Here is a 22,308-nt window from a genome sequence, read left to right as displayed (position 1 = left end):
GATAATGCATCTTAAAAAATAGCGAATTTTTACAACTTTTAGACTAGTGTTTGCCGATGCCTTTCTTTAAATAGTCAAACAAATAAATAGCAAGCTGCAGTTCAAACATTTCCTTGCCTTCAAGGTGTATGCCTAAAATCTCTTTCACGTTTTGCAGTCTGTACTTAATCGTATTTAAATGCACAAAGCACTGCTTCGCTGTTAACGTCATATTTTGTTTATTCTCCATATATACCGCTAATGTAGACAACAAGTCAGTTCCATTTGTTTTATCATAATCAATTAGCGGACCAATCGTGCTTTTTACATATTCACGAATCTCTTCTGGCTCCTGTTTAATAAACAAGCGATAGATGCCAAGCGATTTATAGGAAAGCACTAGTAAATCCTTACTGTTCGTTTTAATATAGTCGGAACAAATCTTTGCTTCTCTGTAGGAGCTTTGAATCTCCTTAATTTTTAAGAATAGCCTGCCGATGCCGACATGGAAGTCAAAGGATATACTTTCAACAAGTTTATCCTTTAACCCATTAAAGAATAGGCTAAACAGTTCTGTTATTTCCTCTTCTTTTTTTCGGTCATGAATCATAACTAACACATCATATTCCATGTTCTTTTCCGAAACTAATACTTTGTAGGGCAGCTTTTTGATTTCCCGAAACAATAAGCGATGAAAATGCTGCTTCTTTCGATTTAATTCCTCAAACTCAAGGAGCTGATTAGGAATTTGGATATTAATGCATATATATCGATAGTTGTCAGACAGGCCGACAATGCTTTTTTGCGGTCCGGAAAATGAATCCAGCTTCTGACTTAAAAGCTGATCTAATAAGTACCCCTCATATTTATAATAATCAGAGAGCAATCTTTCCTGGCCGATAATTTCCCGCGCGAAAATATTATTGGCAAGGTCAATAGCAAGCAAGTCTAGTGTATCAAGAGAAGCTCGTTCGACGTTAAAGATTGCCAGAATGCCAATAACAATTCTGGCATCTGTTTTAATGGGAATCAGCTTTATTCTCTCTTCTTTACAATATAAACTCCCCTCATTTTGCACCTCATCATTATAAACAGTCATAATCACGTTTCTTTTAGCCGTCCCCATTGCCTCAGCCTGTGTCGAGGAAGAAGAAATAATCTCAAAAAACTCATTATAAACACAAACCTCTTCTTTAATAAGCTGTGTGAGCGTGCCTGTAATTTCTTCTAGACCTTTTTGGTTGATCGAAGCGGTAGCCAATTCAGCATGAATTTTCTTCGATCGCTCTGTATCAGCAAAAAATTTTGCATTTTCAATCGCAATACTGGCCTGAGCGGCGAATGTTTCGAGCAGGAGAAGATGATGGTTTGTGAAATGCACGTTTTCAGAAAAACTGTCAATCGTCAATACACCAATACATTCCTCTTTAGATAAAAGGGGAGCACAAATGGTACTGACAGGATGATAGCGGAGTGCGCCAACAGCCTTTTGAAACAGACTTTTATTATCACCTCTAATATTCTCCATCCCTCTCTCTGTTTCTTTTACATGACTGAATATTTGTCCTTTTTTGCTCAAGAATGTTTTGCCTGTCATGCCTTCCCCAGGATGAAGTTTAATTTCCTGCAAGTATGCTAGTTCAACTCCGACACCATTTTTGGCTATAAGCCTGCCTGTCCGTTTATCATATACAAACAGCAATATAGCATCTGCACCATCTATTACATTTAACGTTTCTTTAATCAGCTGCTGGAGCACCTTGTCCAAATCTAATGTAGATGTTAAGACTTGCGCAGCATTTATTAAGCTCAGTAATTGTTTGTCTTTATTCATGATGATGTATCCTCCAACCATAGCGCTAACTTTGTAAAGCACTAGTTCCTTCTATTATTTTAAAATACATATAGGTTTTCTTACAATATGCTGTTAAAGTAAAAACCGCCTTTTATCTGCCAAGACGGTTTTTTACAAACTAATTATTTTTGAAAGAAGCCAACAAACTGACTAAAGGATACTGCATCCCCAGTAAGCTGAAAACCTGCATTATTTGCCGCATCATTTGGATTTAGAATACCTAATATAATCTCCTTCCAAATAGATGAACTTGTTGCTACCGTTATATCCGGGTTTGTTAAACATCCTTCCTGAATATCGATAATGCCATTGCGGATGACTAAAATATGCTGCTTCTGATCGTCTGTAATGGTAAGGCTTAGGGAAAGCGCTCGATGCTCGCATTTTTCAGGCTGTAGAAAAATCGTCATTTGCTGAAAGAACGCGCGAATGGGCATTTTTTCAGCATAAGCATAAGCGGAGTGGTTGCTTCGATTGTTTAAAAATGGCACACCGTTTTGCAGCTCTTTCGCTTGAGATAGATAATAAGAGCGATTATTCGAGTTATAAGATCTTAGTCCAAGCTCTGTTAACGCACGAATCTTAACTTGCAACGCTTGATCATTTTCAGGCAATAAAGACAGCAGCATGTCCGCTAATTGTGCTGCCCACTGAAATTCACCATTTTCAACAGCATTTGTTGCTTCCTTCAGCAGCCTGTTATTTCCTCCGGCAAGATCCGCCATTTTTTGGGCAAAAGCACGGGAACTTAATTGTTCCAAATTAGAAGCATTGCCGTCAAACCATCCTAAATAACCGCTGTAAATCGCGCGAACGGATTGGGATATGCTGCCATACAGCTCACGCAGTTCTTCGTATGAAGCTAGAGATTCTGGCAAAGAAATTTCCTCCACTAATTCATCAACCGTTTTTCCTGCATTCATCCCGCGTACCGTGCTGTCATGAATATATTGAATCCCATCTCGGTAAATCGTTAATAATTCAGCGATTTTTTCTTTGCCATATACAGGTTCAGTATGACCAAGCACTAAGTATTCGGCTTGCAGCGCGCGCATTTTATCGAGAGAGTATACCCATTGCAGTACTGGCCGTGGGCTTGTTCCTCTGATCGTATACAGATTCGGAAAAGCTGGATAGTAGTTATCCGCACCAAGCAATACCTTTTCCTCTGGTAGCCAAATAAAGATTTGGTCTTCTGTTTCACCAGGAACGGAAACTAGCTGTATAACAGTGGAGCCAAACTGCAATTTCACCGCATCTTCAAACACTGTGGTTGGCACCATTATTTTTTTTGTGCCGCTTAGTTTTAAAGCAGGTCCTAAACCACTGTATGGATAATGCTCCGGCTGAAGAAAAACGCCAAATTGTCTTGCCCCCCTTATTTCAAGTATACTATTTAACTGGTTATACTGTGTTTGAATAAAATCGAGCGTAAGCTTGTTGGCATAAATTTCTGTTTTATCGTCTGCAAAAACGGAAGCTCCGTTAATATGATCAGGATGACCATGTGTATAAATAACAGCTATGGTTGGCAATGGCGATATTTTATCAAACTCTTTTTTTACTTCGGCAGCCGTTTCTATTCCTTCGGTTGTATCAACAATAATATTTCCTGCATCTGTTACAATTAAAGTCGAATTCGCCAGTCCATATCCAACTGCGCAATAAATATTTTCAGTAACCTTTTCCACTCTTTTCGTAAACCGTTTTGTATGTTCCTGCAAATACATTAATGCTAGTTCTTTCTCATCCTTGCTTACACTATATTTCATCTTATTTCCTCCTATTTTAAATGAATTCCCATATTTTGTTGACCTGGGATTATTTCTTTCTGAGCCGGCCTTGCAAACAATGCAAACAGGACTGCACTAATTATCAGCAGGATTGCCATCGCCTGTATATTTCCGGTAAATCCGGTAAGCGAATCACCAGATGCATCAATCACTTTGCCAAAAATTATTGGCGCAATAATACCTGAGGTTGTCGCTAATCCCATCATAATACCTGACATCAGCCCTTTTCTCTCAGGCATCAAGCTGTTTACAACTTGCGGACCGAGTGTGAAAATAAGCATAATCAGCCCGTTTTCTAAAATTAAAATAAGCGTCATAAGTGCTACAGACTCTGTTATGGTAAAAAAGAAAAATACTATCCCCGCTAACGCTGCACAAATGGATGTAAATAAAACACGGGACAGCCATATATTTTTGCTTCTTTTGAAGATAAAGTCAGAATAAGCGGAGAGTCCGACAGACAAAATTGCTCCTGTCGCACCAGCGGTCGCTTTCATATAGCCCATTACACTTGGTGAGATTCCCTTTACTTCGGTTATGTAAGTTGGACTAAAGACAAGACTGAAGGTGATAACACTATAACCAATAAAGGCAATCATTGTTGTAAATACAAAGGTGGGTGAAAAAATGGTCTTCCTTACATCAGTCCAGACTATTTTGGTTTTTGCAGAAGTTTGTTCTACAGTGTGAGGAGCCTGGAGTCGTCCTAGCCATAACCAGATAAAAACAAACAGCAGGCTCACACCACCTAAAAATAAAAACGTCATTTTCCAGCCTGTTTGAGTGATAAGCCAGATTAAAACCGGAACAGAGACAGCTTTTCCGACTGTATTTCCTAAATTTAGAATCGAAATAGCAAACCCTCTTGATTCTGGGGCAAACCATTTGCTAAGATGGCTGACAGCTGTTGCAAAAAACGGCCCTTCACCAGCACCTAGTAACACACGAGTCATAATTAAAAACGGTAATCCTGCGGCAAACACTGTGATGGACTGGGCTATAGTCCAAATAATTGCCATAATCAGCAGCATCTTTTCTGTCCCAAACCGATCAGACAGAGCCGCTCCGACAATACCAGCGACAGAAAACAGCCAAAAGAATGAACTGCCCACAATGCCCCACTGCTCATAATTGAGCTGCAAATCATTCATGATAGGAACGGCTGATAAGCCAATCACTGTTTTGTCTGCGAAATTAATGACAGCCAGTAAAAACACAGCCCCTAAAATCAACCAACGCATAACTCCTTCCTCCTTTGAAGCATAATCGACAGCAATTTATGGAATCTCCCTTCTACCAATTCCGAGTAAACCATTAAGAAAAGATTGAATAAATTATATAATGTAGTTTATGATTAATAAAATTAAACTTTTTGAAGGTAAGGTAAGGAAAACTTATAGAAGGTGGGAGTCTATGAAGATTGAACAGCTTGAATATGTACTCGAAGTTGCAAAATCAGGAGCAATTTCCAAAGCATCAGAAAACCTGCATGTCACACAATCAGCTGTGAGCCAATCAATCACTGCTCTTGAAAAAGAACTGGGTGTTGTTTTGTTTCACCGTGCCAGAACAGGAACATTGCCTACCATACAAGGCAAAAAAGTAATTCAAAAGGCAGTGGAAATTTTATTAAAAGTAGAGGAATTACGCGAAGAAATAAAAGAGGACTCAAAAGATGTTCAAGGGAAGCTAACATTTGCTTCCATCCCAATCTATATGCCCTATTTACTGGAGCCGCTCGCAGCCTTTAAAGCGGATTATCCAAATGTAGAGATTGAGATTATGGAGCAGGAAACACATGAAATAATCAACGATATTACCCGTTTTGAACTGGACATTGGACTGATAACACTACATGATGGTCTAAAGGATAAAATGGAAAATCTTGATTTTCAGCTTCTAAATAAAGGGGAAATGAAGGTATTCGCACATAAAGATTCGGCCATTTCTGTTAATGATAGCATTGAGCCACAAGCACTCATTAATGAAACGATTGTTATGTATGACGGAGATTATGTAAAATGGTTTGTTCAAAACTTTATTGCTGAATTTGGAAGCTTACAAATATTGTTTACATCGAATAATACGGATGTCATTAAAAAGGCCGTCATTCAAAACATGGCTATCACCTTCTCACCAGAGCTTTACAAGGAAGGAGATACTCTCCTTGTTAATCAAAACGCTATAAAAAAAATGAACATTCTGAATCACCAGCCTGTACATATCGCTTTTGGTTTTGTATATCCTAAGAAGAAGACTCCATCATTGCTTGGTAGAAAATTCATGAAATATATAGAATCAGCAATGTCTCCTAACTAAAAAAACACCACTCCAAAATGGAGTGATGCAGGATTCAATTATTTTGCAAACGTATGGTTACCAATTTTGATTGTCACTTGACGTGAGAAAATCCAATCACTTGTAGATGTTTTTGGGTTATAGAAAAACAGAGAACCTTGTCCGTAGCCTCTTGAAGCAATTGCTTCTGTTACTGCCTTTTTCGACTCTGCATCTGCAGACTCATTTATTGCTCCATTTTGCACAGGTGTGAAGGCATAATAGCCATTGTCTTTTTGGTAGATTACATCTTTAATAGTATCAGGGAAATCTTTGTTATCCAATCTGTTTAAAATAACCGTTGCCACAGCGACTTTCCCTGCATATGGCTCACCTTTAGCTTCTGCAGATACAAGACGTGCCATTAGATCTTTATCAGCTGCTGAGATAGTAGAGTTAGGAATAGTCAGCGATTGACCAGGAATAAGCATGTTGCTTGTAGCATCGTTTGCGCTTTTTATGCTGTTTGCTGAAACACCAAATTTATTTGCAAGAATCCAATAAGTTTCGCCACTTTGGACAACATGATTGGTGGCGGCTTTAGACTGCGTATTAAACCCAAATAAGGAAAGGGCTACTGTTGAAACAATAAGTAGTTTCTTTAAGTTTTTCATAGATTGTTAACCTCCTAGAATCATTCTTTAATACTCTAGTAGGTTAACAGATGTAATATATATATTCATGTGCCAAAATATTACACATGAAAAGAAAAATGCTCGATATCTTGCTGGATAAGTGGTCCGCTCTTTTAAAAAGGCAGGCATTACCAGAAATAATAGCTTCTCTTTCTCTTCTAAGCTCTATTATTACACTATTATTTCGAAATTGTTGCATCGTTTATTCGTTATTTGCTTATATAAACAGATTTAAAATGCTCTACCGTTGGAAAAGGATCATAATAATGGTGAAGCAGCTTTTTCCAGTTCTCATACTCTGCTGATTGCCTAAACCCGATTGTGTGATCTTCAAGCGTCTGCCACCTGACCAACAGCAAGTATTTGCCCACATCTTCCATACAGCGCTGCAATTCATGCTCTATATAGCCTTTTTTGCTTGCAATAATGCTCGATGCTTCAGCAAATGCTTGTTCAAACTCCGACTCCATTCCTTCTTTCACGTTAAGCATGGCTGCTTCCAATATCATTCTTACTGCCCCCAAATTTATTTTAAGTAATTGTGTACTATTCTCTGTGCCTTTCAAGAATCCCTGCACTGATGAGGGGGAAAATATTAAAAGGAAGAGACCCTGTTTTGATATGGTTATAAAAAAGCAGATTTAATAGAAAAAAACACTGAAGTAATATTCAGTGCTTTTAGTGATAATACTGGCTAGTCTGCTCAAGCCATGGATGTAAATGTCTTGGCAATTCTTCCTTCCTTGCTAGCAAGCGTTCAAGTGCTTGTTTACCAGACAGTTTGTTTTTTTCTATATAGAAGCCTGCAATGGCCAGTTCACAGTCAAATCTATAATCATGAACCGTATAATCGACAAACAGCAGATCGTTTGCTGGGAACGGAATTGATTTCCCTTCTGCTGCAAATAAATAGGCAAGCTGATAATTTTTTAATTCTCGATGAATCCGAGCGAGGTGATAAATGGCTTCACCTCTTGATGGTCTATACATCCATGCTTGCTGCAATCGAAATAAAGATAATGCCAGCAATTCTTCCCGCTTAAGATTTACAGAGGAGCGGTTCGCGAGTTGTTCATAAGCAAGACCAATTTTCAGCATGCTGTAATACACTTCCTCCTGCCAGCCGCCTTCTGCTATTCGCTTTTTATACCATTCAATTGCGTTGGAGTAATCCTGCAAATCATAATAAGTTTGTGCTAAATAGAACATATATCTTTGCCAAAGCGGCTTTTGGTTCTCGTCTTGTACAGCCTCTTCGAGCAACCTTTTGTCTCTTTCAAACTTATCTTGTTTGCTTCCGCCATCTTCCTTATCAAGAATGAAAATATTCTCAAGCTTTCCAACAGTTCCTGTGGCAGGAGATTCTTTCAGCTCCCAGTACTCATGTGTCACACCGACGCATTCCCATGAACGTTTTGCATGGATAAGCCGCGTGTTCCAATACTTTAAATCTTGATTCATCTGCATGATTAAATATTGGTCACTTTTTAAGTTATTTACATGAAATGCAAGGGAATTCTGCAGGATCATATCTGCATCCAATAATAAAAGATAATCAGAGTCTGGATAGGCACCTTGTGCCAGATTCACAGACAGTGTTCGGTTATATCCGAAGTTTTGAAATGGAGTATGATGAATCGTACATTCTTTGCCATTATCTTTTGCCCAGTTTTTGATAATTTTAACCGTGTCGTCTGTCGAACCTGTATCACAGATGGAGAGAGAATCAATAATCGCTTCAGCTGAATCTAGGCATCTTGTGATTATTTTAGACTCATTTTTAACAATCATACAAAGTGTAATGCTTTTCGTGAATGCTTCCAATCCCATTTCCTCCTTCAAAGTATCCGCTCCTTTGTCGCTTATATTAAAATATGAACGTTACCTTTTTTCGGAAGTGCTATTATCCTAGCTGTGCTCTAAAGTTGACGGTGAAATCGCTCTCATTTATAATTCAACTTAGGCTCATGGGACATTCTGTAATGTACGTGAACTAACCATAAAGGGGGAAAAATCATGAGAACAATGAAGCTTGGATCAAGCAATTTAGAGGTGCCAGTTGTCTCTGTCGGCTGTATGCGCATCAATTCGCTTGAAGCAAAAGAAGCGGAGCATTTTATTCAAACTGCATTAGAGCAAGGAGCTAATTTTTTTGATCATGCAGATATATATGGCGGCGGAAGCTGTGAGGAGATTTTCGCTGACGCTATACATATGAGTCCTACTGTTCGAGAAAATATTATTTTGCAATCCAAATGTGGAATTCGCAAGGGAATGTTTGATTTTTCCAAAGACCATATCCTCCAATCTGTTGATGGCATCTTACAACGATTAAACACAGAATATCTTGATATTCTTCTTTTACATCGTCCTGATACACTTGTTGAACCAGAAGAAGTAGCAGAAGCTTTTGATATCCTGGAAAGCTCAGGAAAAGTCCGTCATTTTGGTGTATCCAATCAAAATCCAATGCAAATTCAACTATTGCAAAAGTATGTAAAACAACCGATTGTTGCGAATCAGCTTCAATTAAGCATCACAAATTCGACCATGATTTCGAGCGGTTTTAACGTCAATATGGAAAACGAATCGGCCATTAACAGAGACGGCGGAATTCTCGATTTTTGCCGTCTTCATGATATTACTATTCAGCCTTGGTCACCATTCCAATATGGATTTTTTGAAGGCGTATTTTTGGACAATGAAAAATTCCCAGAATTAAATCAAAAAATAAATGAAATTGCAAAAAAATACAATGTCAGCAATACTACTATTGCAATTGCATGGCTGTTACGTCATCCAGCGAAAATGCAGCCAGTGATTGGAACAATGAACCAATCAAGATTGCAGGACTGTATAAAAGCGAGCGATATCACTTTAACTCGTGAAGAATGGTATGAAATTTTCCGCGCAGCAGGAAACATACTTCCATAAATAAAAAATGCAGCTTCCAATCGGAAGCTGCATTTTTTAGGAACGTGGTGCAAACAAAATGATACCAGCACCTAGCAGACAGATACCGGCACCAATCCAATCATAAAAATCGGGTGTTTTTTTATCGACACCCCATCCCCAGAGCACAGACAGAATAATAAACACTCCGCCGTAAGCCGCATAAACCTTGCCGAAGGACGGAAATGTTTGAAAGGTGGCAATAACGCCGTAAAGTATAAGTGCTATCGCTCCAATCAAGCCGAAGGAAAGGGGCTTGCCTTCCCTTAACCATAGCCAAATGAGATAGCCACCGCCAATTTCTGCCAAGCCTGCAATAATAAACATCAGCATGGAATAGAACATAAATGAATAACTCCTAATAAATAATGGTACTTACTCCTTGCCAAATCGTACCATAGCTGCTGCAAAACCTCTATAAAAAACCATAATTTTATGTAATAAGAGACAGATTAATTAACTATCTTATAAACACCATCTTTTTTATATTCCGTGCAAATAAAACAAAACCACATCCCAGTCGGAATGCAGCAGCAGCGATACAAGTTATTCGGGATTAGAATTCTCCTCTTCGTTGGAGTCTGCGAGAATTTTTTTAATTTCTCCAATATCACCTTTAGCATTGATAATTTCAAAAATTTGATTCAATCCTTCGCTCGTTGTATCCTCGTTTTTGCTCATATTCACCCTCCTTTTTACCGATATTGTTCGCTTGCAGCCACCAATTTATGTAATCATAATATTATTTTAATATATTACGTCAAAAAACCTTAAAAGAAACGTTAGTCCCCGTTCTTTTAAGGCAAAAACACAATAGTGATAACAATAGTTCAAGGCATTGTTCTTATGTTATCTATATTTATATCGTCTAAAATGAAGTTTTTTACACTAGGAAAAATTATCCTTATACAATTTTAGTTAGAACGAAAAAAGGCAAGCATATGACTCCAAGCAGTTTTCGCACTATCTATATTGAAACTTTTAGAAAACGGATCACAAAAACCGTGCTTTCCAGCCAACTTAACCTGCTTTACTTCTTTTTTTACTAAAATATCCATCAAGCTAGTAACATCAAACGACTGTTCTTCTTCCGGAAAAACAAGCAAAACAGGACATTTAGGCACAAGTTCTGTATAGTCTCTAATTCTCGATCCATAAAGGCACACCGCTCCATCAATGTCTGCAGTGCTCGAGGAGGCTAACCATGCAGCTGTCGCACCAACACTAAAGCCGACGATAAAAATCTGCTTATATTCCCTTCTATTTTCTGAAGCAAGTTTACATAAACTTGCTCTACTATCTAAAAAGCTGCAGTTAGTATGGAAATGGTGATATGCTTCCTTTTCCTCCGAATAAGAAAAAGCTAGCGGTTCTTTCAACAGATTAGGACATACGACATCAAATCCTGCTTGTGCTACCTGCTCACAAAACGATTTTATATGCTCATTTATTCCATAAATCTCATGTGCAACTATGATTAGATTAGGTTGATTTTGGATGATTTTTATCATTTGGTTCTCCTCGGATTATTCCACTAAACTTTTGAGTCTGCGTTTTTTATAGTCTGTAATACCAATAAGAATGATGGAAGCTAAAAGAATGACCGCTCCTAATATATTTAGTGAAGTTAAAGGAACAGGAAAGAATGGATAAGAAACGATTGCGAGAATAACTGGACTGGCAGCTCTCATGATGTTTGCAATGGAAAAACGGATTCGCTTCAATGCCTCATATAAAAACAAGGTTCCTAAAAACCCTGTCATCAGAGAAGCTGCAGCGGTAAGAGAAACACTTTGAGCAGACACTTGCCAGCTTACAGGAAAAATCAGCAGATAGAGTGCAAGAAGAAAAAATGTCCACAGGCTGTTTGTAAACAGAATCGAGTTAGAATTCCTGCCTTTCTCCATTCGCCATTTTATAAGGACATTGCATAAAGCAAAGAAGAACGTATACAGGAGAGCGCAAATGACTCCTGCAACTGACAGACTTCCGCTGTCTTTAGGTGTAATAAACAGGAAGGTTCCGGCAACAGCAAGGAGAACGAGCATCCATTCTGTTTTTGAGATTTTTTCTCTTAACAAAACAAATGAAAGCAAAACAGCAAATACTGTGTAAAATCGGCCCAGAAAACCGACTTGTACAGGTGAAAGCAAACTTAAGCTCACATACATAAATAAGACACCGAGCACATTGCAGACAGACAACAAGGTCATATCTTTTGAAACATAAAACTTAACTGGTTCTTTACGAAGCATTCCCCAAATAAAACTCGCAATTACAATTGTGCATGCATTAATAAATGCAGCAGCACTGGCTGAAATGGTTTGCAAGCCAAACTTTGCAATTAAAGGCCCAACCCCCATCATTAATATAGAAGCTATATTATAACCATATCCTTTCACACATTTATTCCTCCTCTGCTAAAAATAGACGGGCTGTTTACGTACAAGTCCTTTAAAAAATAGTATTCAATTAAGAAAAAAACGTTCGAGAAAACGCTATCATTTATACCTATTCTAACGCCTTAAGTCTCAGGAGTGGCAGCGGAAAAATCCAGCTGTCATTTAGACAGCTGGATTTTATGTATCTGTGCTTATCTCATCCCATGTTTGATCCATGTAATGAACAAGCCAGTTTAAGGCATAATGCCTTTCATAAACAACTCCCTCATCAAAGACAGCAGGAATTTCGGTTCCGTTTAGCTGTGCATCACGGACTGCCCAATGAGCACGATAAATAAAATCAAGCTCATCCAATATCATGCTCTTTGGTTTAAGTTCGGCCTTATGAAGAAGCTCTGTCCGCGAGCTTTCCAGGATCATTTCCAACAACAGATCTACATCACATGTTTGATCAGGCATTCCTAATTCAGGAACGAGATCAATGGACCACATCAAAATCCAAATACATTCAAGCTTCCAAGAAAAATTAATTTTAGCTTGCTCTGGCAAGATCGCTGCCATCATAAACTGACGTTCTTCGTTTGTAAACAAAGCAGCAGCCTGAAATTCTTCCGTTGTTTCCTCCAAAAAATCATCAGGTGCTCCCAGTGCCTTAGCAGCGGCTATAGTCAAAGGAATTATGCGGTCTACAATCTCTTCTTTAGTACGAACTTCTGTATATTGCTCTGCCTCGACATAGGGCAGGTGCTTATTAACAGGCACAGATAATCTTTGCAATTGCTCTTCTGATTTTCTTTTGCGGAGCATATGGCTGGTCATCATCCACCAACTTTCTTTCATCAAAAAATTTATTCTATGTACATTACGTACCCAATAAATAATTCGACAGTAACATACCATTTCCTTTTTTTACTTGAATCAAATATAGATAACTGACTTATGAATAATTAGTGCTGATTAATGAAAATATATTCAAGTAGATAAAAGATTAAGACCTGATTTTTTATAGGTGATGGGAGTTTTCATATGCATCTTCTGCTATCCATTATTCTTATATCAATCTGCTTTTTCAGAAAAGATTGGAAGAAAATCCACCACTATCATCTTACCATCCTGTATGTTATCATCTGTGACTTATTATATAATCTACTTTGCGCAGACAAGCTCCTATGGAAATACAATCCTGATTTCTTTCATGATTATCCTGTTCTTGTTGACATCTTGCACAGTTTTATAAATCTGCCGTCCATAACGCTTTTATTCTTGGCTAATTACCCTAATAAAAGAGGATACTTCAGACAAATTAAATATATTTTACAATGGATTGCTGGTTCATTAGTAATTGAATCACTTTTTCTATATTTTAATCGTATTGAATTAATAAACGGCTATAAGGCGTGGATGGAAATACTTTTTTACACGGTTATGTATGTAATGCTTCGTCTCCATCATCTACGGCCGTTGGTAAGCTATCTTCTCTCAGCTGTTATTATTATCTTTTTGATATTGTTTTTTAAGATTCCTTTAACATCATAAAAACAGTCTTTATAGCTAATATTCTTCCAGAATTTATTATACATGCTTCCTTCAAAAACCGTACATGATATAGTCAAGGAGGTGAATCACAATGGCAAATCGCAGTAATGGTAATAGCAGCAACAATCTTCTTGTACCTGGTGCTGAGTCCGCACTAGAACAAATGAAGTATGAGATTGCACAAGAGTTTGGTGTTCAACTTGGCGCTGAAACAGTAGCTCGTGCCAATGGTTCTGTTGGTGGAGAAATTACAAAACGTCTTGTTGCAACAGCTCAATCACAATTGGCTGGTCAATCTGGCAACGTAATTCGCTAACAACTTCATATAATGGAATAAGGCTATCTTCTAATATGGAAGATAGCCTTTTTTATATTCAACTTTATTAAAGCTCCATTTTAGGAGGTTCTTCCATCCATCCTTTTTCCATCATCAGTTTGGCACCCTCCATCGTATACTCAAATGCATCCTTTGCAAAGATTGCAGACTTGGCAATAACGTCATTTCGCAGGATAAATGCAGAGCTGAAACCTTGCCCGCCAATGCTGAACCCGCCTAATAAATATGTACAATATAGCATCAGTCTTTCAGAAAACGGTGCTTCTGTTGAAGAAGTTAGTAGCCCGCCAGGTAATGTTGGAGAAGGGATATTGTTTTCCACTAATATTTTTTCTGTTCCTTGCAGAATTTCTTCTGATAACTGCTGACCTTTAGTAAAATATTGTTTTGCTTCTCTATCTGTAGAACATTGAGCAAATGCTTTCATCAGCTGCATACCAAACAGATTTGTTTCAACAGAATGATGCAGCAGTCCATACTCCACTGTGTTTAACTGTCTTTTTTGGCCGAGAAGATTCGTTCCTTTCATATAGGACGTATCACTGATGAAATCAACGGAATTTGGCATTTTAATTGTAGTTGGCAGCTGCAAAAACTCCTTGGCCAGCAAGTAATCAGTGAAATGCCGGTAATACATATGCGTTAATTCCGTCAACTCTCTGTAAAAGTTGATTATTTCATCTCGATAGGAAATGGTTGTATGAAGAACATACATCCCCATGCTAATCTCCTTTAATATCCGGCAAAACATTACATCAAAACCATTCGTGAAAAGAGCAGGTGCATGTTCATTGATATCTTCTTTAGTAAAGCCGCTTGGTAGAGCAGCACCGCCGTCTTTAATCATGATTTCCATTTCTTCTACTTTCTTTTCCAGCTTTTCGTATAACCCGGACATCAAGCTTTTCGCCTTATTGTCTTCAGCATGCTGGATAAGATGCTCTAAAATCCGTAAAATCATTGTTTTCTTATGGTAGGTTGTCCATAATGCTCCAAGTTCGACAGAGGTCAATAGATCATTTTTCATCTGTTTTATGCTCCTTCAAAACACTTGAGAAATTTAGTTCGGTAGCATTAGTATTTGCTGGGAAACCAATTCTATACCATAATATTCATATATAACCAGAAAATATTTAATCTAAAAGCAGCTTTTATTTCCATTCGCTTTAAAACCATTTCCAAACTTTTTAACAGCCCACACATGATGGGCATGATGCAGATATTTCTCACAATCTTCGATATCAAGCCATTTAGTAGTATAATCCTGTTCAAGTGGTTTTTTCTTTTGTGCAGTCAGAGCAGCATAATAAAAGTGCCCGTCATTATGGATAGGAGCACCACTTGGAGAAAGAAAATACATATCAGCACGTCCGATGTATTGAGCATTTGCTATTGTAAAGCCAGTTTCCTCCAGCAGCTCTCTTTCTAAACACTGCAGATTCGTTTCACCCTCTCTTGTTCCCCCACCAGGCAGGAAATAATGACCGCGAGGATTTATAACTGTAAGCAAGCTTCCATCTTTAATTATGACTGCATATACAGCTTTACGGTACCGATACTTTAATGTTGAGTTGCGAGCACCAAATATTACTCCCATTTAACATCACTCCTTATATCATTTAACTTTCTATATTGTGATGTCTGCCCATGACAATTGTGCTGTAAAAACGTCCATCAGCTAATCGTTTATCATTCTTTAATATTCCTTCTACTTCAAAGCCGTGCTTCGTATACATGCTGATCGCTTTCTGATTTGTCTCAAGTACAGACAATGATAGCTTTTTTAATGGGATGCTATCAGCCCACTCGATTGTGCTCTTCAATAAAAGTGTGCCAATTCCGCAACCCCAAAATTCCTTTAACACACAGATCCCAAATTCAGCACGATGGGTTGTTCTTTTAAGCGCGCCGCCCTCGCATCTTGAAAAACCGACAAGCCTACCAGCCGTCTCAGCAACCAAAAACAAGCTGTTATTCGCAATAGTATCCTCATTTATCACTTTCTTAAATGCTGCTTCATCCAAAAAGGCCTCTCCCTTTTCTCTATCCATATTTTCCGTTTCTCCGTCAATCTGCAGCCGCAAATTTGATAAGCTTGCTGAATCCTTTTCTTCTGCTGTTCTAATCGAAAAAGCTAGATTATTTCGTTCATATTGCTTTTCAGCTAGTTTCATTTGTACAAACACCCCTCTATAAAAATAGGAACATGAAAAAAAGGCTCCTGAAGTCTGAGCCTACGTTAATAATTTTTAGTTTTTAGTTGAGTTTACTACCCTGTTACCATTTATAATGAGATTGTATTCCAATTTTACCAATCCGAGAAACGCACTACAATTATATTTTCTAAAAATTGTAAAGTTCAGCATAGAAAAAAGCTCCCGCATTCGGAAGCTTTACTCATTTTTTTCCTTTATTTGTTCACGAATCTGCTCCAATTCCTTCAATGATAGCTTATTGAGGGACTTTTTGATTTCTTCTTCCACGACTTTTCTGTTGCTTTCCTTATATTCATCCCACCACTCTTTTAAGCCTTTTGTATTATCAAGTAAATAAGACACATCGATTTCTTCTACTTCATCATCGGAGATGTAGGTCATCACTGCCGCTAGTAATCGATTAAGCTCCGCTATTTTATCCTTATGCTCCTCTTTATGCAGTGCTACTACTTTCGATTCTGTTTCAGCCGCTGCGTCTTCCTTGTCAGCTTCATGTTTCTTCGGCATCGTAAAGCCCCCTTGAATCATTTTGCCGTTAGTATAGCCAACTTTAAAAAATCTTATTGAACTATCCCTGGTCTTAAATGAATTCTATTTAATGATGAAGAAGAATACATTATAATAACTATATATGAAAACGCTTAACAAACTGATAGAGGTGATACATTTGGCTACTCATAAAATCATTATTGCCGGCTGCGGCAGCATGTCCCATACTTGGTTAGAATATGCTTTGCAGCGCGAGAATGCAGTAATAGCAGGACTTGTTGATTTAAATGCAGAAACGGCGTTAACTTTAGCAGAAAAATTCGATTTAGAAGTACCAGTTTTTACGGATATTAATGAGGCAATCAAAAACACTGGAGCAAACCTTGTATTTGATGTTACCATTCCAGCAGCTCACCCCTTTATTGTTTCGGCTGCATTAAAGGCGGGCTGTCATGTATTTGGTGAAAAACCAATGGCAGAAACCGTTGAGGATGCGCAACGGTTAGTTGATTGTGCTATGGAGACTGGAAAGAGCTACAGTGTTATGCAAAACCGTCGTTATAACCGGCAAATCCGCGCCTTTGGCGAGCTCCTTGCTTCTGGTATGATTGGTGACATAGGTTCTTTGCATGCGAACCTTTTCCTTGGACCTCATTTTGGCGGTTTCCGAGAAATCATGGATAGCCCTCTCATTGTGGATATGGCTATCCATACATTCGATCAAGCACGCTTCCTTCTGCAGGCAGACCCTGTTTCTGTGTATTGTCATGAATACAATCCGAAGGGCTCTTGGTATAAAGGAAACGCATCTGCTGTCTGCATTTTTGAAATGAATGACGGCTCTGTATTCACTTATAATGGCTCTTGGTGTGCAGAGGGACTTAACACCTCCTGGGAATCTGACTGGCGGGCTACTGGTAGCAGCGGCAGTGCAGCATGGGACGGAACAACCAGTCTCTATGCAGAAATAAAAAACACCTCAAACGAAGACAGCTTCATTTATCCAGTAGAAAGAAAGAATTATGAAGGCAGCTGGACAGCTCGTGAAGGGCATTGGGGCTGTCTTGATGAAATGTTTGCTTCCATTGAGAACGGCAGAAATGCAGAAACAGATTGCCGAGATAACATAAAAAGCATGAAGATGGTCTTTGGTGCAGTGGAGAGTGCAAAAAAAGGGGTGAAAATACATTTTTAAAGCTGGCGGTTAACGCCAGCTTTTTTGGATTTAGCCGACAGCCTCTTCTTTTTCAAGTTCGATGTAGATTTCCTCTTCCCATAGAGCGGAAAGCTGTTTAATATGACTATCAGTAGAAAAATCCATCGGCATAAGGCCGTTCAGAGGCATTTTTGGTTTATAAAGGCCGAGAACCTCCAGCGTTTCCCCAATCAGCTTGCTGCAAGTATAATCTTTGCTTCTACTATGGATAGAGAAGATTCTTCCTTCGATTACTTCTTCAATCATCTTCCATTCAGATGGGTTCGGTATGCCGTGCACTTCCTTTATGTACGTATATAATTTGTCCATGTTAACAGCACTATGTTTTTTTAGAGAACGAACTGCATAAACCGGTGGTACATAAGGGACTAGATCCGCTCCGTATGTCTTCAGGCGATCAATCAGCTTAACTAGCTTAGGACCGGTTTTATGATCATGCTCAAGAACATCTTCTAAGTTTGTTAATGCAGTAGATTCAAAGAAATACACCTCTCCCTCAGGATCGGGCCTTACAACCATGCCTACATGGGACCACTTGCTATGCTCTAATTCTTCCACTAGCTTGCTGATAGGATATTTGCCATTAAACAAAATGATATCACCTGTTTGGAAGTCTTTTACAAGTTTACTATATAATTTACTTTTCATTTTTTTCCTCCACTGGTAGAGAGTTTAGAAAATCATGGTATAATTATACTACTAATTTACATTAGAGGAGTTATTTTATGAAAGTATTCTTTCAGAGTCGTCTTCTGTTCCTGCTGTTATTTATTGCTGTATGGACGGCATCTGCACACCTTGTATCAGCTGCTGAGATTAAGATAGGGAACAGCCTGAACGAACTAAATGCAACAAACAAGACTAGCATTTATATTGATTATTCCGATAAAATCGCTCCTAATAGTATAGTAGATAAACAGGATGAGTTCCGTCCATTTTCCGAAGCCAACCCTTCCGGTAACATCAGCTCAGCAAGCTACTGGATAAAGCTTCCTCTGACTAATATGTCTTCAAGTGAAAAGGAACTTCTTCTTGAAATTAAAAAACCACATCTCAGCTCTGTTACTTTGTACAGAGAAGTAGCAGGCAAGCTGATAGAAGAAGACACAATTGGCTACAGTTTACCTTTCAATGATCGGAAAATTAAGCATAAAAATTTGTTATTTCCTATCACTTTGGAGAAAGATGGTGAACAAGTTTATTTTCTGAAAATAAAGACAGACACTTTCTTTCAAGCACCGATTATCTTATGGGACCCTATCTCTTTTTCAACTGATAATTATTTTACCCAAACCGCAAACGGCATTTATTTTGGAGTAATGATCGCAATGATCATTTATAATACTTTTCTATTCTTTTCATTAAAAGAAAAAACGTACTTATATTATATTTTCTTTGTCATTGGCTTTACGGTTATGCAGTTGATTTGGGATGGGTATGCATATCAATTCTTGTGGGGAGATTCCCCATGGTGGGCATTGAGGTCTAATTCCTTTTTTATCATATTCACGTCATTATTTGCCCTGCAATTCACCAAACATTTCCTGCAGGTGAAAACAGCTGCTCTTTGGCTGTATAAGCTGACCAATTGGATTCTTGCTGTTTTCTGTTTGTCACTGCTTGCTCCGCTAATGTTTGCTCCATCGCTATCAACGATGATTAGCACGGTTGTGGCGACGATTTTTGTCTTTTATATTATTGCTGTTGCAATAATCGTGAGGGCTCATTCAAGAGAAGCTAAATATTATTTTGCAGCATGGGGTCTGCTCGTTTTAGGGGTTGTCCTAAACCTGCTGGCTGCCTATAAAATCCTGCCGCTCAATCATTTTACACTTATTGCTCCAAAAATTGGCGCACTAGTAGAGGTGTTTATTCTTTCTCTTGGTCTTGCTGACAAAATCAAAAGAATCAGCCTTGAAAAAGAACAAGAAACAAAAAAATACTATATTCAGTCGATGCTCCACAACTCTTATAAAAATATGGAAGCGATGGAAGAAACACCAGCCCTTATTGAGAGCGGGCTGACCGTATTGCAAGATGTGACAAAATACGAAAATGCTTTATTTTTAGAACGGGAAGAAGAAGGCTGGAGTGTTTATGCACATAAGGGAAATGCCATACAAACAGACAAATGGACTGTTTCAGAAGAGTTTATGGATAATCCTCAATTTATGACAAATATCCGTAATAACCCTTTTGGCATTCAAAATGATATTCACTCCTTAATCTCGATTCCGATAAAGGCTGCTAAAAAGGAAGGATTGTTTGTTGTATTTAACGAGCAAGAAGGAGAACTTCAGAAATTCGAAGCTAACATCATTACCGAATCGTTCGCCGATCATTTTCAGCATATTCTTACAAAGCTAGAAAACTATCAGAATTTGAAAGTTTCCGCCATGTTTGATCATCTGACTAATCTTTATAATCGGAAGTATTTCTTTGAGCAAATAACAGACCTTTATCAAATAACAGCAAGCCTGAATGACAGCTCTTCCCTGTTCTTAATTGATATTGATCATTTTAAAAATGTTAATGACACATATGGTCATATGACTGGCGATAAAGCAATTATTTTTGTAGCCAACATTATTCATAATATATGTCATAACAGTGGAATTATCGGCCGCTATGGCGGTGAAGAATTCATTGTTTTTCTGCCAAATACGTCCCATAACCAAGCTAAAACGATTGCAGAACAGCTTGTTCTTGCAATGCAAGACCAAGCAATGGAGCTTGAATTTGGCGGCAGTCTTCCGCTGACAATCAGTATCGGTATCAGCTCCGGTGAAACAAGCAAAACAAGTCTGCACCAGCTAATCTTAAATGCAGATGCCGCATTGTATCAAGCAAAAGCACAAGGAAGAAATCAGGCAGTTGTATTTATGAAAGAAGCGAAAAAACCAGTTTAATCGCATCAAGAGACACCAGTCATTAAATCGGTGTCTTTTTTTTATAAAAATTACCTAAGTATTCGAACAATAATTACATTTTTTATGCGTCATGCTATGATAATGATATATTATTCTTGAAGGGCGGTAACATACTTGGAAACGCAAATTACTGTGAAGCCATTTCAGCGAGAACATATAAGCATCATAAATAAAACAAATGAACCATTCTCCATCATCGGTCGGCTGATTCCCTCGTTTAATAATGGTAAATGGACTTATGAAGAAGAGCTGTATGAACATACGTCATATACAAAATTTCCTGATGATAACCTTGAATGGGATGATTATATAAACAAAGAGAATAAAATAATCTTTCTTGCCTTTATAGGTGATGAATATATCGGGCAAATCCGTCTAATTAAAGATTGGAATAAGTTCTGCTATATTGAGAATATTGCAGTGTGCAAAGATTATCGAAAAAATGGGGTTGGTAAAACATTGTTTGCAACAGCAGAACAATGGGCAATACAAATGAGCTTACGGGGAATTTCTCTTGAGGCACAGGATGATAACCTGCTAGCCTGTAAATTTTACATAAAACAAGGAATGGAACTTGGCGGTGTTGATACTTTAAAGCATGTCTTTCATCCAAATATTGATAAAACATTGTATTGGTATAAAGTCTTTCCCGAATATAAAGTTCCTGTAATTAATCGTTAAACTGACTTAAGATGCTCCCCTAACAGAGAGTAATTAGCTTTTGTTAGGGAGCTTCTTTTATTAAGGCTCCGAAATTCCATAGGCAAGTGCTAGGAAGAAGGTAACTACTCCTAACCCTAAAAACAGAACAGTGTTCGCTATTAAACTAAAAACCTTAAAAGATTTTTTACTTAATAAACCAAAAATAAACGATACAACAAATCCGACCAATATCAAAAGATATAAAAGGACTACTGTCCCTAACTCAAAAACTCGAGGCAGGATAAATATTACAAAGGCTGCTGCAACTAAGATAGCCGTTAATATAACGGATCTCATGCCCCAAACATCTTTCTCATTCATTTTTGTTCACCTCCATTCACATTAAAAAATTCCCGTTTGTTTATTATTGCATATATGTAATTATTTGTCATTTTTTTTGCATTATAGGTTTATTTCATTATAGAATTCTTTTTATAGTAATTTGCTTTATTCTCTGTACTCGCCTATAAAAAGAGAGCCTGTTTGCAAGGCTCTTGACACTCTTTAACTATTTCTGTAAACACCCCATGATATTTGTCTTGCTTGAGGTGCTGTGTTCCCACAAGAAGGGCATCTTGGGCTGTTTCCTCTTGATAAGTCAGAGCAATTCCAGCAATACCAATGGCCGCATTTGCTGCAAGTGCCTCCGTTTGCCTTATCATGCCCTGTACAAAAATGACATGCCATTTATTCTCTCCCCTTATGTCGTTTTATCTAATTAATCTCTACACTACTAATATATAAAATTGGCATGTAGTTTGTTCACCTAAATTGGAATTTAAAATCAGTGTGTTTATTAGCTTTTTTATTTTTTTATAAAGACGAATACACGTCGGAAGTTAAAATTTAGGTGTTCAGGGTTAAGTTATTAAAACATACGGTGCCATCTTAGGCAGGATAGCAGTTTTGCTAAAGACACATGGCAGTAT

The 22,308-nt window shown here is 37.9% G+C and carries 25 protein-coding genes; 7 read left to right on the top strand and 18 right to left on the bottom strand.

All coding sequences use genetic code 11. From position 1 onward, the window contains the following. Positions 1–43: 43 nt before the first annotated feature. The 3 genes from LXM54_RS04090 to LXM54_RS04080 form a co-directional block, all read right to left on the bottom strand. Positions 44–1,813: a helix-turn-helix domain-containing protein gene (locus tag LXM54_RS04090; RefSeq protein ID WP_233313811.1), complete on the bottom strand. Its 1,770-nt coding sequence runs from the start codon at positions 1,811–1,813 to the stop codon at positions 44–46. A gap of 143 nt (positions 1,814–1,956) precedes the next feature. Continuing rightward, positions 1,957–3,606 (bottom strand): alkyl sulfatase dimerization domain-containing protein, encoded by a 1,650-nt coding sequence (locus tag LXM54_RS04085; RefSeq protein WP_233313810.1) that lies wholly within the window; start codon positions 3,604–3,606, stop codon positions 1,957–1,959. Positions 3,607–3,617: 11 nt separating this feature from the next. Further along, complete coding sequence (locus LXM54_RS04080) at positions 3,618–4,868, bottom strand: MFS transporter (RefSeq protein WP_233313809.1); 1,251 nt, start codon at positions 4,866–4,868, stop codon at positions 3,618–3,620. Between the two features lie 172 nt (positions 4,869–5,040). Here LXM54_RS04080 and LXM54_RS04075 point away from each other — a divergent pair, with 172 nt between their 5' ends. Continuing rightward, positions 5,041–5,946 carry a LysR family transcriptional regulator gene (locus LXM54_RS04075; RefSeq protein WP_233313808.1) on the top strand — a complete coding sequence of 302 codons (906 nt, stop codon included), beginning with the start codon at positions 5,041–5,043 and terminating at the stop codon, positions 5,944–5,946. A 38-nt stretch (positions 5,947–5,984) separates the two neighbouring features. Here LXM54_RS04075 and LXM54_RS04070 read toward each other — a convergent pair whose 3' ends face one another. The 3 genes from LXM54_RS04070 to LXM54_RS04060 form a co-directional block, all read right to left on the bottom strand. Next, positions 5,985–6,578, bottom strand: coding sequence for a cell wall hydrolase (locus tag LXM54_RS04070; RefSeq protein ID WP_233313807.1), 594 nt, complete (start codon positions 6,576–6,578; stop codon positions 5,985–5,987). A 230-nt stretch (positions 6,579–6,808) separates the two neighbouring features. Continuing rightward, complete coding sequence (locus LXM54_RS04065) at positions 6,809–7,108, bottom strand: antibiotic biosynthesis monooxygenase family protein (protein ID WP_233313806.1); 300 nt, start codon at positions 7,106–7,108, stop codon at positions 6,809–6,811. 169 nt (positions 7,109–7,277) lie between these two features. Continuing rightward, entirely contained in the window at positions 7,278–8,429 is a 1,152-nt protein-coding gene (locus tag LXM54_RS04060; protein ID WP_233314751.1) for a tetratricopeptide repeat-containing glycosyltransferase, read from the bottom strand. Between the two features lie 186 nt (positions 8,430–8,615). Here LXM54_RS04060 and LXM54_RS04055 point away from each other — a divergent pair, with 186 nt between their 5' ends. Then, on the top strand, positions 8,616–9,533 hold the full coding sequence (locus LXM54_RS04055) for an aldo/keto reductase (protein WP_233313805.1): 918 nt from the start codon (positions 8,616–8,618) through the stop codon (positions 9,531–9,533). A 36-nt stretch (positions 9,534–9,569) separates the two neighbouring features. On the opposite strand, the gene LXM54_RS04050 is transcribed toward LXM54_RS04055, so the two are convergent. From LXM54_RS04050 to LXM54_RS04035, 5 genes are all read right to left on the bottom strand, one after another. Continuing rightward, positions 9,570–9,896, bottom strand: coding sequence for a YnfA family protein (locus LXM54_RS04050; RefSeq protein WP_233313804.1), 327 nt, complete (start codon positions 9,894–9,896; stop codon positions 9,570–9,572). 201 nt (positions 9,897–10,097) lie between these two features. Beyond that, entirely contained in the window at positions 10,098–10,232 is a 135-nt protein-coding gene (locus LXM54_RS27875) for a hypothetical protein (RefSeq protein ID WP_267913278.1), read from the bottom strand. A 233-nt stretch (positions 10,233–10,465) separates the two neighbouring features. After that, entirely contained in the window at positions 10,466–11,062 is a 597-nt protein-coding gene (locus LXM54_RS04045; RefSeq protein WP_233313803.1) for a dienelactone hydrolase family protein, read from the bottom strand. Positions 11,063–11,077: 15 nt separating this feature from the next. After that, a complete protein-coding gene (locus LXM54_RS04040; protein ID WP_233313802.1) occupies positions 11,078–11,953 on the bottom strand; it encodes a DMT family transporter in 876 nt (291 codons plus the stop codon). A 177-nt stretch (positions 11,954–12,130) separates the two neighbouring features. Then, the gene (locus LXM54_RS04035) at positions 12,131–12,793 is read right to left on the bottom strand and encodes a DUF4272 domain-containing protein (protein WP_233313801.1); all 663 of its coding nucleotides are present in this window, start codon (positions 12,791–12,793) and stop codon (positions 12,131–12,133) included. Positions 12,794–12,979: 186 nt separating this feature from the next. On the opposite strand from LXM54_RS04035, the gene LXM54_RS04030 reads away from it, so the two are divergent. Together LXM54_RS04030 and LXM54_RS04025 are read left to right on the top strand one after the other, a co-directional pair. Beyond that, positions 12,980–13,489, top strand: coding sequence for a CBO0543 family protein (locus LXM54_RS04030; RefSeq protein WP_233313800.1), 510 nt, complete (start codon positions 12,980–12,982; stop codon positions 13,487–13,489). 91 nt (positions 13,490–13,580) lie between these two features. Further along, on the top strand, positions 13,581–13,805 hold the full coding sequence (locus tag LXM54_RS04025; protein ID WP_233313799.1) for an alpha/beta-type small acid-soluble spore protein: 225 nt from the start codon (positions 13,581–13,583) through the stop codon (positions 13,803–13,805). Positions 13,806–13,872: 67 nt separating this feature from the next. On the opposite strand, the gene LXM54_RS04020 is transcribed toward LXM54_RS04025, so the two are convergent. The 4 genes from LXM54_RS04020 to LXM54_RS04005 all read right to left on the bottom strand — a co-directional run bounded on the left by LXM54_RS04020 (position 13,873) and on the right by LXM54_RS04005 (position 16,549). Then, positions 13,873–14,853 carry a DUF3231 family protein gene (locus tag LXM54_RS04020; RefSeq protein WP_233313798.1) on the bottom strand — a complete coding sequence of 327 codons (981 nt, stop codon included), beginning with the start codon at positions 14,851–14,853 and terminating at the stop codon, positions 13,873–13,875. 111 nt (positions 14,854–14,964) lie between these two features. After that, a complete protein-coding gene (locus LXM54_RS04015) occupies positions 14,965–15,423 on the bottom strand; it encodes an NUDIX domain-containing protein (protein WP_233313797.1) in 459 nt (152 codons plus the stop codon). Between the two features lie 22 nt (positions 15,424–15,445). After that, complete coding sequence (locus tag LXM54_RS04010) at positions 15,446–16,000, bottom strand: GNAT family N-acetyltransferase (protein ID WP_233313796.1); 555 nt, start codon at positions 15,998–16,000, stop codon at positions 15,446–15,448. A 219-nt stretch (positions 16,001–16,219) separates the two neighbouring features. After that, entirely contained in the window at positions 16,220–16,549 is a 330-nt protein-coding gene (locus LXM54_RS04005) for a hypothetical protein (protein ID WP_233313795.1), read from the bottom strand. 160 nt (positions 16,550–16,709) lie between these two features. Here LXM54_RS04005 and LXM54_RS04000 point away from each other — a divergent pair, with 160 nt between their 5' ends. Next, complete coding sequence (locus tag LXM54_RS04000; RefSeq protein ID WP_233313794.1) at positions 16,710–17,726, top strand: Gfo/Idh/MocA family protein; 1,017 nt, start codon at positions 16,710–16,712, stop codon at positions 17,724–17,726. A gap of 30 nt (positions 17,727–17,756) precedes the next feature. On the opposite strand, the gene LXM54_RS03995 is transcribed toward LXM54_RS04000, so the two are convergent. Beyond that, a complete protein-coding gene (locus LXM54_RS03995) occupies positions 17,757–18,395 on the bottom strand; it encodes a hypothetical protein (protein WP_233313793.1) in 639 nt (212 codons plus the stop codon). Positions 18,396–18,472: 77 nt separating this feature from the next. Between LXM54_RS03995 and LXM54_RS03990 the strand changes: the two genes are divergently transcribed. Together LXM54_RS03990 and LXM54_RS03985 are read left to right on the top strand one after the other, a co-directional pair. Beyond that, positions 18,473–20,656: a diguanylate cyclase gene (locus tag LXM54_RS03990; RefSeq protein ID WP_233313792.1), complete on the top strand. Its 2,184-nt coding sequence runs from the start codon at positions 18,473–18,475 to the stop codon at positions 20,654–20,656. A gap of 135 nt (positions 20,657–20,791) precedes the next feature. Further along, positions 20,792–21,358 (top strand): GNAT family N-acetyltransferase, encoded by a 567-nt coding sequence (locus LXM54_RS03985; protein WP_233313791.1) that lies wholly within the window; start codon positions 20,792–20,794, stop codon positions 21,356–21,358. 60 nt (positions 21,359–21,418) lie between these two features. On the opposite strand, the gene LXM54_RS03980 is transcribed toward LXM54_RS03985, so the two are convergent. After that, on the bottom strand, positions 21,419–21,700 hold the full coding sequence (locus LXM54_RS03980) for a hypothetical protein (RefSeq protein WP_233313790.1): 282 nt from the start codon (positions 21,698–21,700) through the stop codon (positions 21,419–21,421). A gap of 143 nt (positions 21,701–21,843) precedes the next feature. After that, positions 21,844–22,041: a hypothetical protein gene (locus LXM54_RS03975; RefSeq protein ID WP_233313789.1), complete on the bottom strand. Its 198-nt coding sequence runs from the start codon at positions 22,039–22,041 to the stop codon at positions 21,844–21,846. Positions 22,042–22,308: the final 267 nt, after the last annotated feature.

The organism is Bacillus sp. Au-Bac7 (assembly GCF_021341655.1).
Classification (GTDB): Bacteria; Bacillota; Bacilli; order Bacillales; family Cytobacillaceae; genus Niallia.
This window is presented reverse-complemented; position numbering and strand designations above follow the sequence as displayed.

Excerpts from the sequence above, each read along its gene's own strand:
- LXM54_RS04090 (WP_233313811.1), bottom strand. The coding sequence starts at position 1,813 with ATGAATAAAGACAAACAATTACTGAGCTTAATAAATGCTGCGCAAGTC.
- LXM54_RS04085 (WP_233313810.1), bottom strand. The coding sequence starts at position 3,606 with ATGAAATATAGTGTAAGCAAGGATGAGAAAGAACTAGCATTAATGTAT.
- LXM54_RS04080 (WP_233313809.1), bottom strand. The coding sequence starts at position 4,868 with ATGCGTTGGTTGATTTTAGGGGCTGTGTTTTTACTGGCTGTCATTAAT.
- LXM54_RS04075 (WP_233313808.1), top strand. The coding sequence starts at position 5,041 with ATGAAGATTGAACAGCTTGAATATGTACTCGAAGTTGCAAAATCAGGA.
- LXM54_RS04070 (WP_233313807.1), bottom strand. The coding sequence starts at position 6,578 with ATGAAAAACTTAAAGAAACTACTTATTGTTTCAACAGTAGCCCTTTCC.
- LXM54_RS04065 (WP_233313806.1), bottom strand. The coding sequence starts at position 7,108 with ATGATATTGGAAGCAGCCATGCTTAACGTGAAAGAAGGAATGGAGTCG.
- LXM54_RS04060 (WP_233314751.1), bottom strand. The coding sequence starts at position 8,429 with ATGGGATTGGAAGCATTCACGAAAAGCATTACACTTTGTATGATTGTT.
- LXM54_RS04055 (WP_233313805.1), top strand. The coding sequence starts at position 8,616 with ATGAGAACAATGAAGCTTGGATCAAGCAATTTAGAGGTGCCAGTTGTC.
- LXM54_RS04050 (WP_233313804.1), bottom strand. The coding sequence starts at position 9,896 with ATGTTCTATTCCATGCTGATGTTTATTATTGCAGGCTTGGCAGAAATT.
- LXM54_RS27875 (WP_267913278.1), bottom strand. The coding sequence starts at position 10,232 with ATGAGCAAAAACGAGGATACAACGAGCGAAGGATTGAATCAAATTTTT.
- LXM54_RS04045 (WP_233313803.1), bottom strand. The coding sequence starts at position 11,062 with ATGATAAAAATCATCCAAAATCAACCTAATCTAATCATAGTTGCACAT.
- LXM54_RS04035 (WP_233313801.1), bottom strand. The coding sequence starts at position 12,793 with ATGAAAGAAAGTTGGTGGATGATGACCAGCCATATGCTCCGCAAAAGA.
- LXM54_RS04030 (WP_233313800.1), top strand. The coding sequence starts at position 12,980 with ATGCATCTTCTGCTATCCATTATTCTTATATCAATCTGCTTTTTCAGA.
- LXM54_RS04025 (WP_233313799.1), top strand. The coding sequence starts at position 13,581 with ATGGCAAATCGCAGTAATGGTAATAGCAGCAACAATCTTCTTGTACCT.
- LXM54_RS04020 (WP_233313798.1), bottom strand. The coding sequence starts at position 14,853 with ATGAAAAATGATCTATTGACCTCTGTCGAACTTGGAGCATTATGGACA.
- LXM54_RS04015 (WP_233313797.1), bottom strand. The coding sequence starts at position 15,423 with ATGGGAGTAATATTTGGTGCTCGCAACTCAACATTAAAGTATCGGTAC.
- LXM54_RS04010 (WP_233313796.1), bottom strand. The coding sequence starts at position 16,000 with ATGAAACTAGCTGAAAAGCAATATGAACGAAATAATCTAGCTTTTTCG.
- LXM54_RS04005 (WP_233313795.1), bottom strand. The coding sequence starts at position 16,549 with ATGCCGAAGAAACATGAAGCTGACAAGGAAGACGCAGCGGCTGAAACA.
- LXM54_RS03995 (WP_233313793.1), bottom strand. The coding sequence starts at position 18,395 with ATGAAAAGTAAATTATATAGTAAACTTGTAAAAGACTTCCAAACAGGT.
- LXM54_RS03990 (WP_233313792.1), top strand. The coding sequence starts at position 18,473 with ATGAAAGTATTCTTTCAGAGTCGTCTTCTGTTCCTGCTGTTATTTATT.
- LXM54_RS03980 (WP_233313790.1), bottom strand. The coding sequence starts at position 21,700 with ATGAATGAGAAAGATGTTTGGGGCATGAGATCCGTTATATTAACGGCT.
- LXM54_RS03975 (WP_233313789.1), bottom strand. The coding sequence starts at position 22,041 with ATGATAAGGCAAACGGAGGCACTTGCAGCAAATGCGGCCATTGGTATT.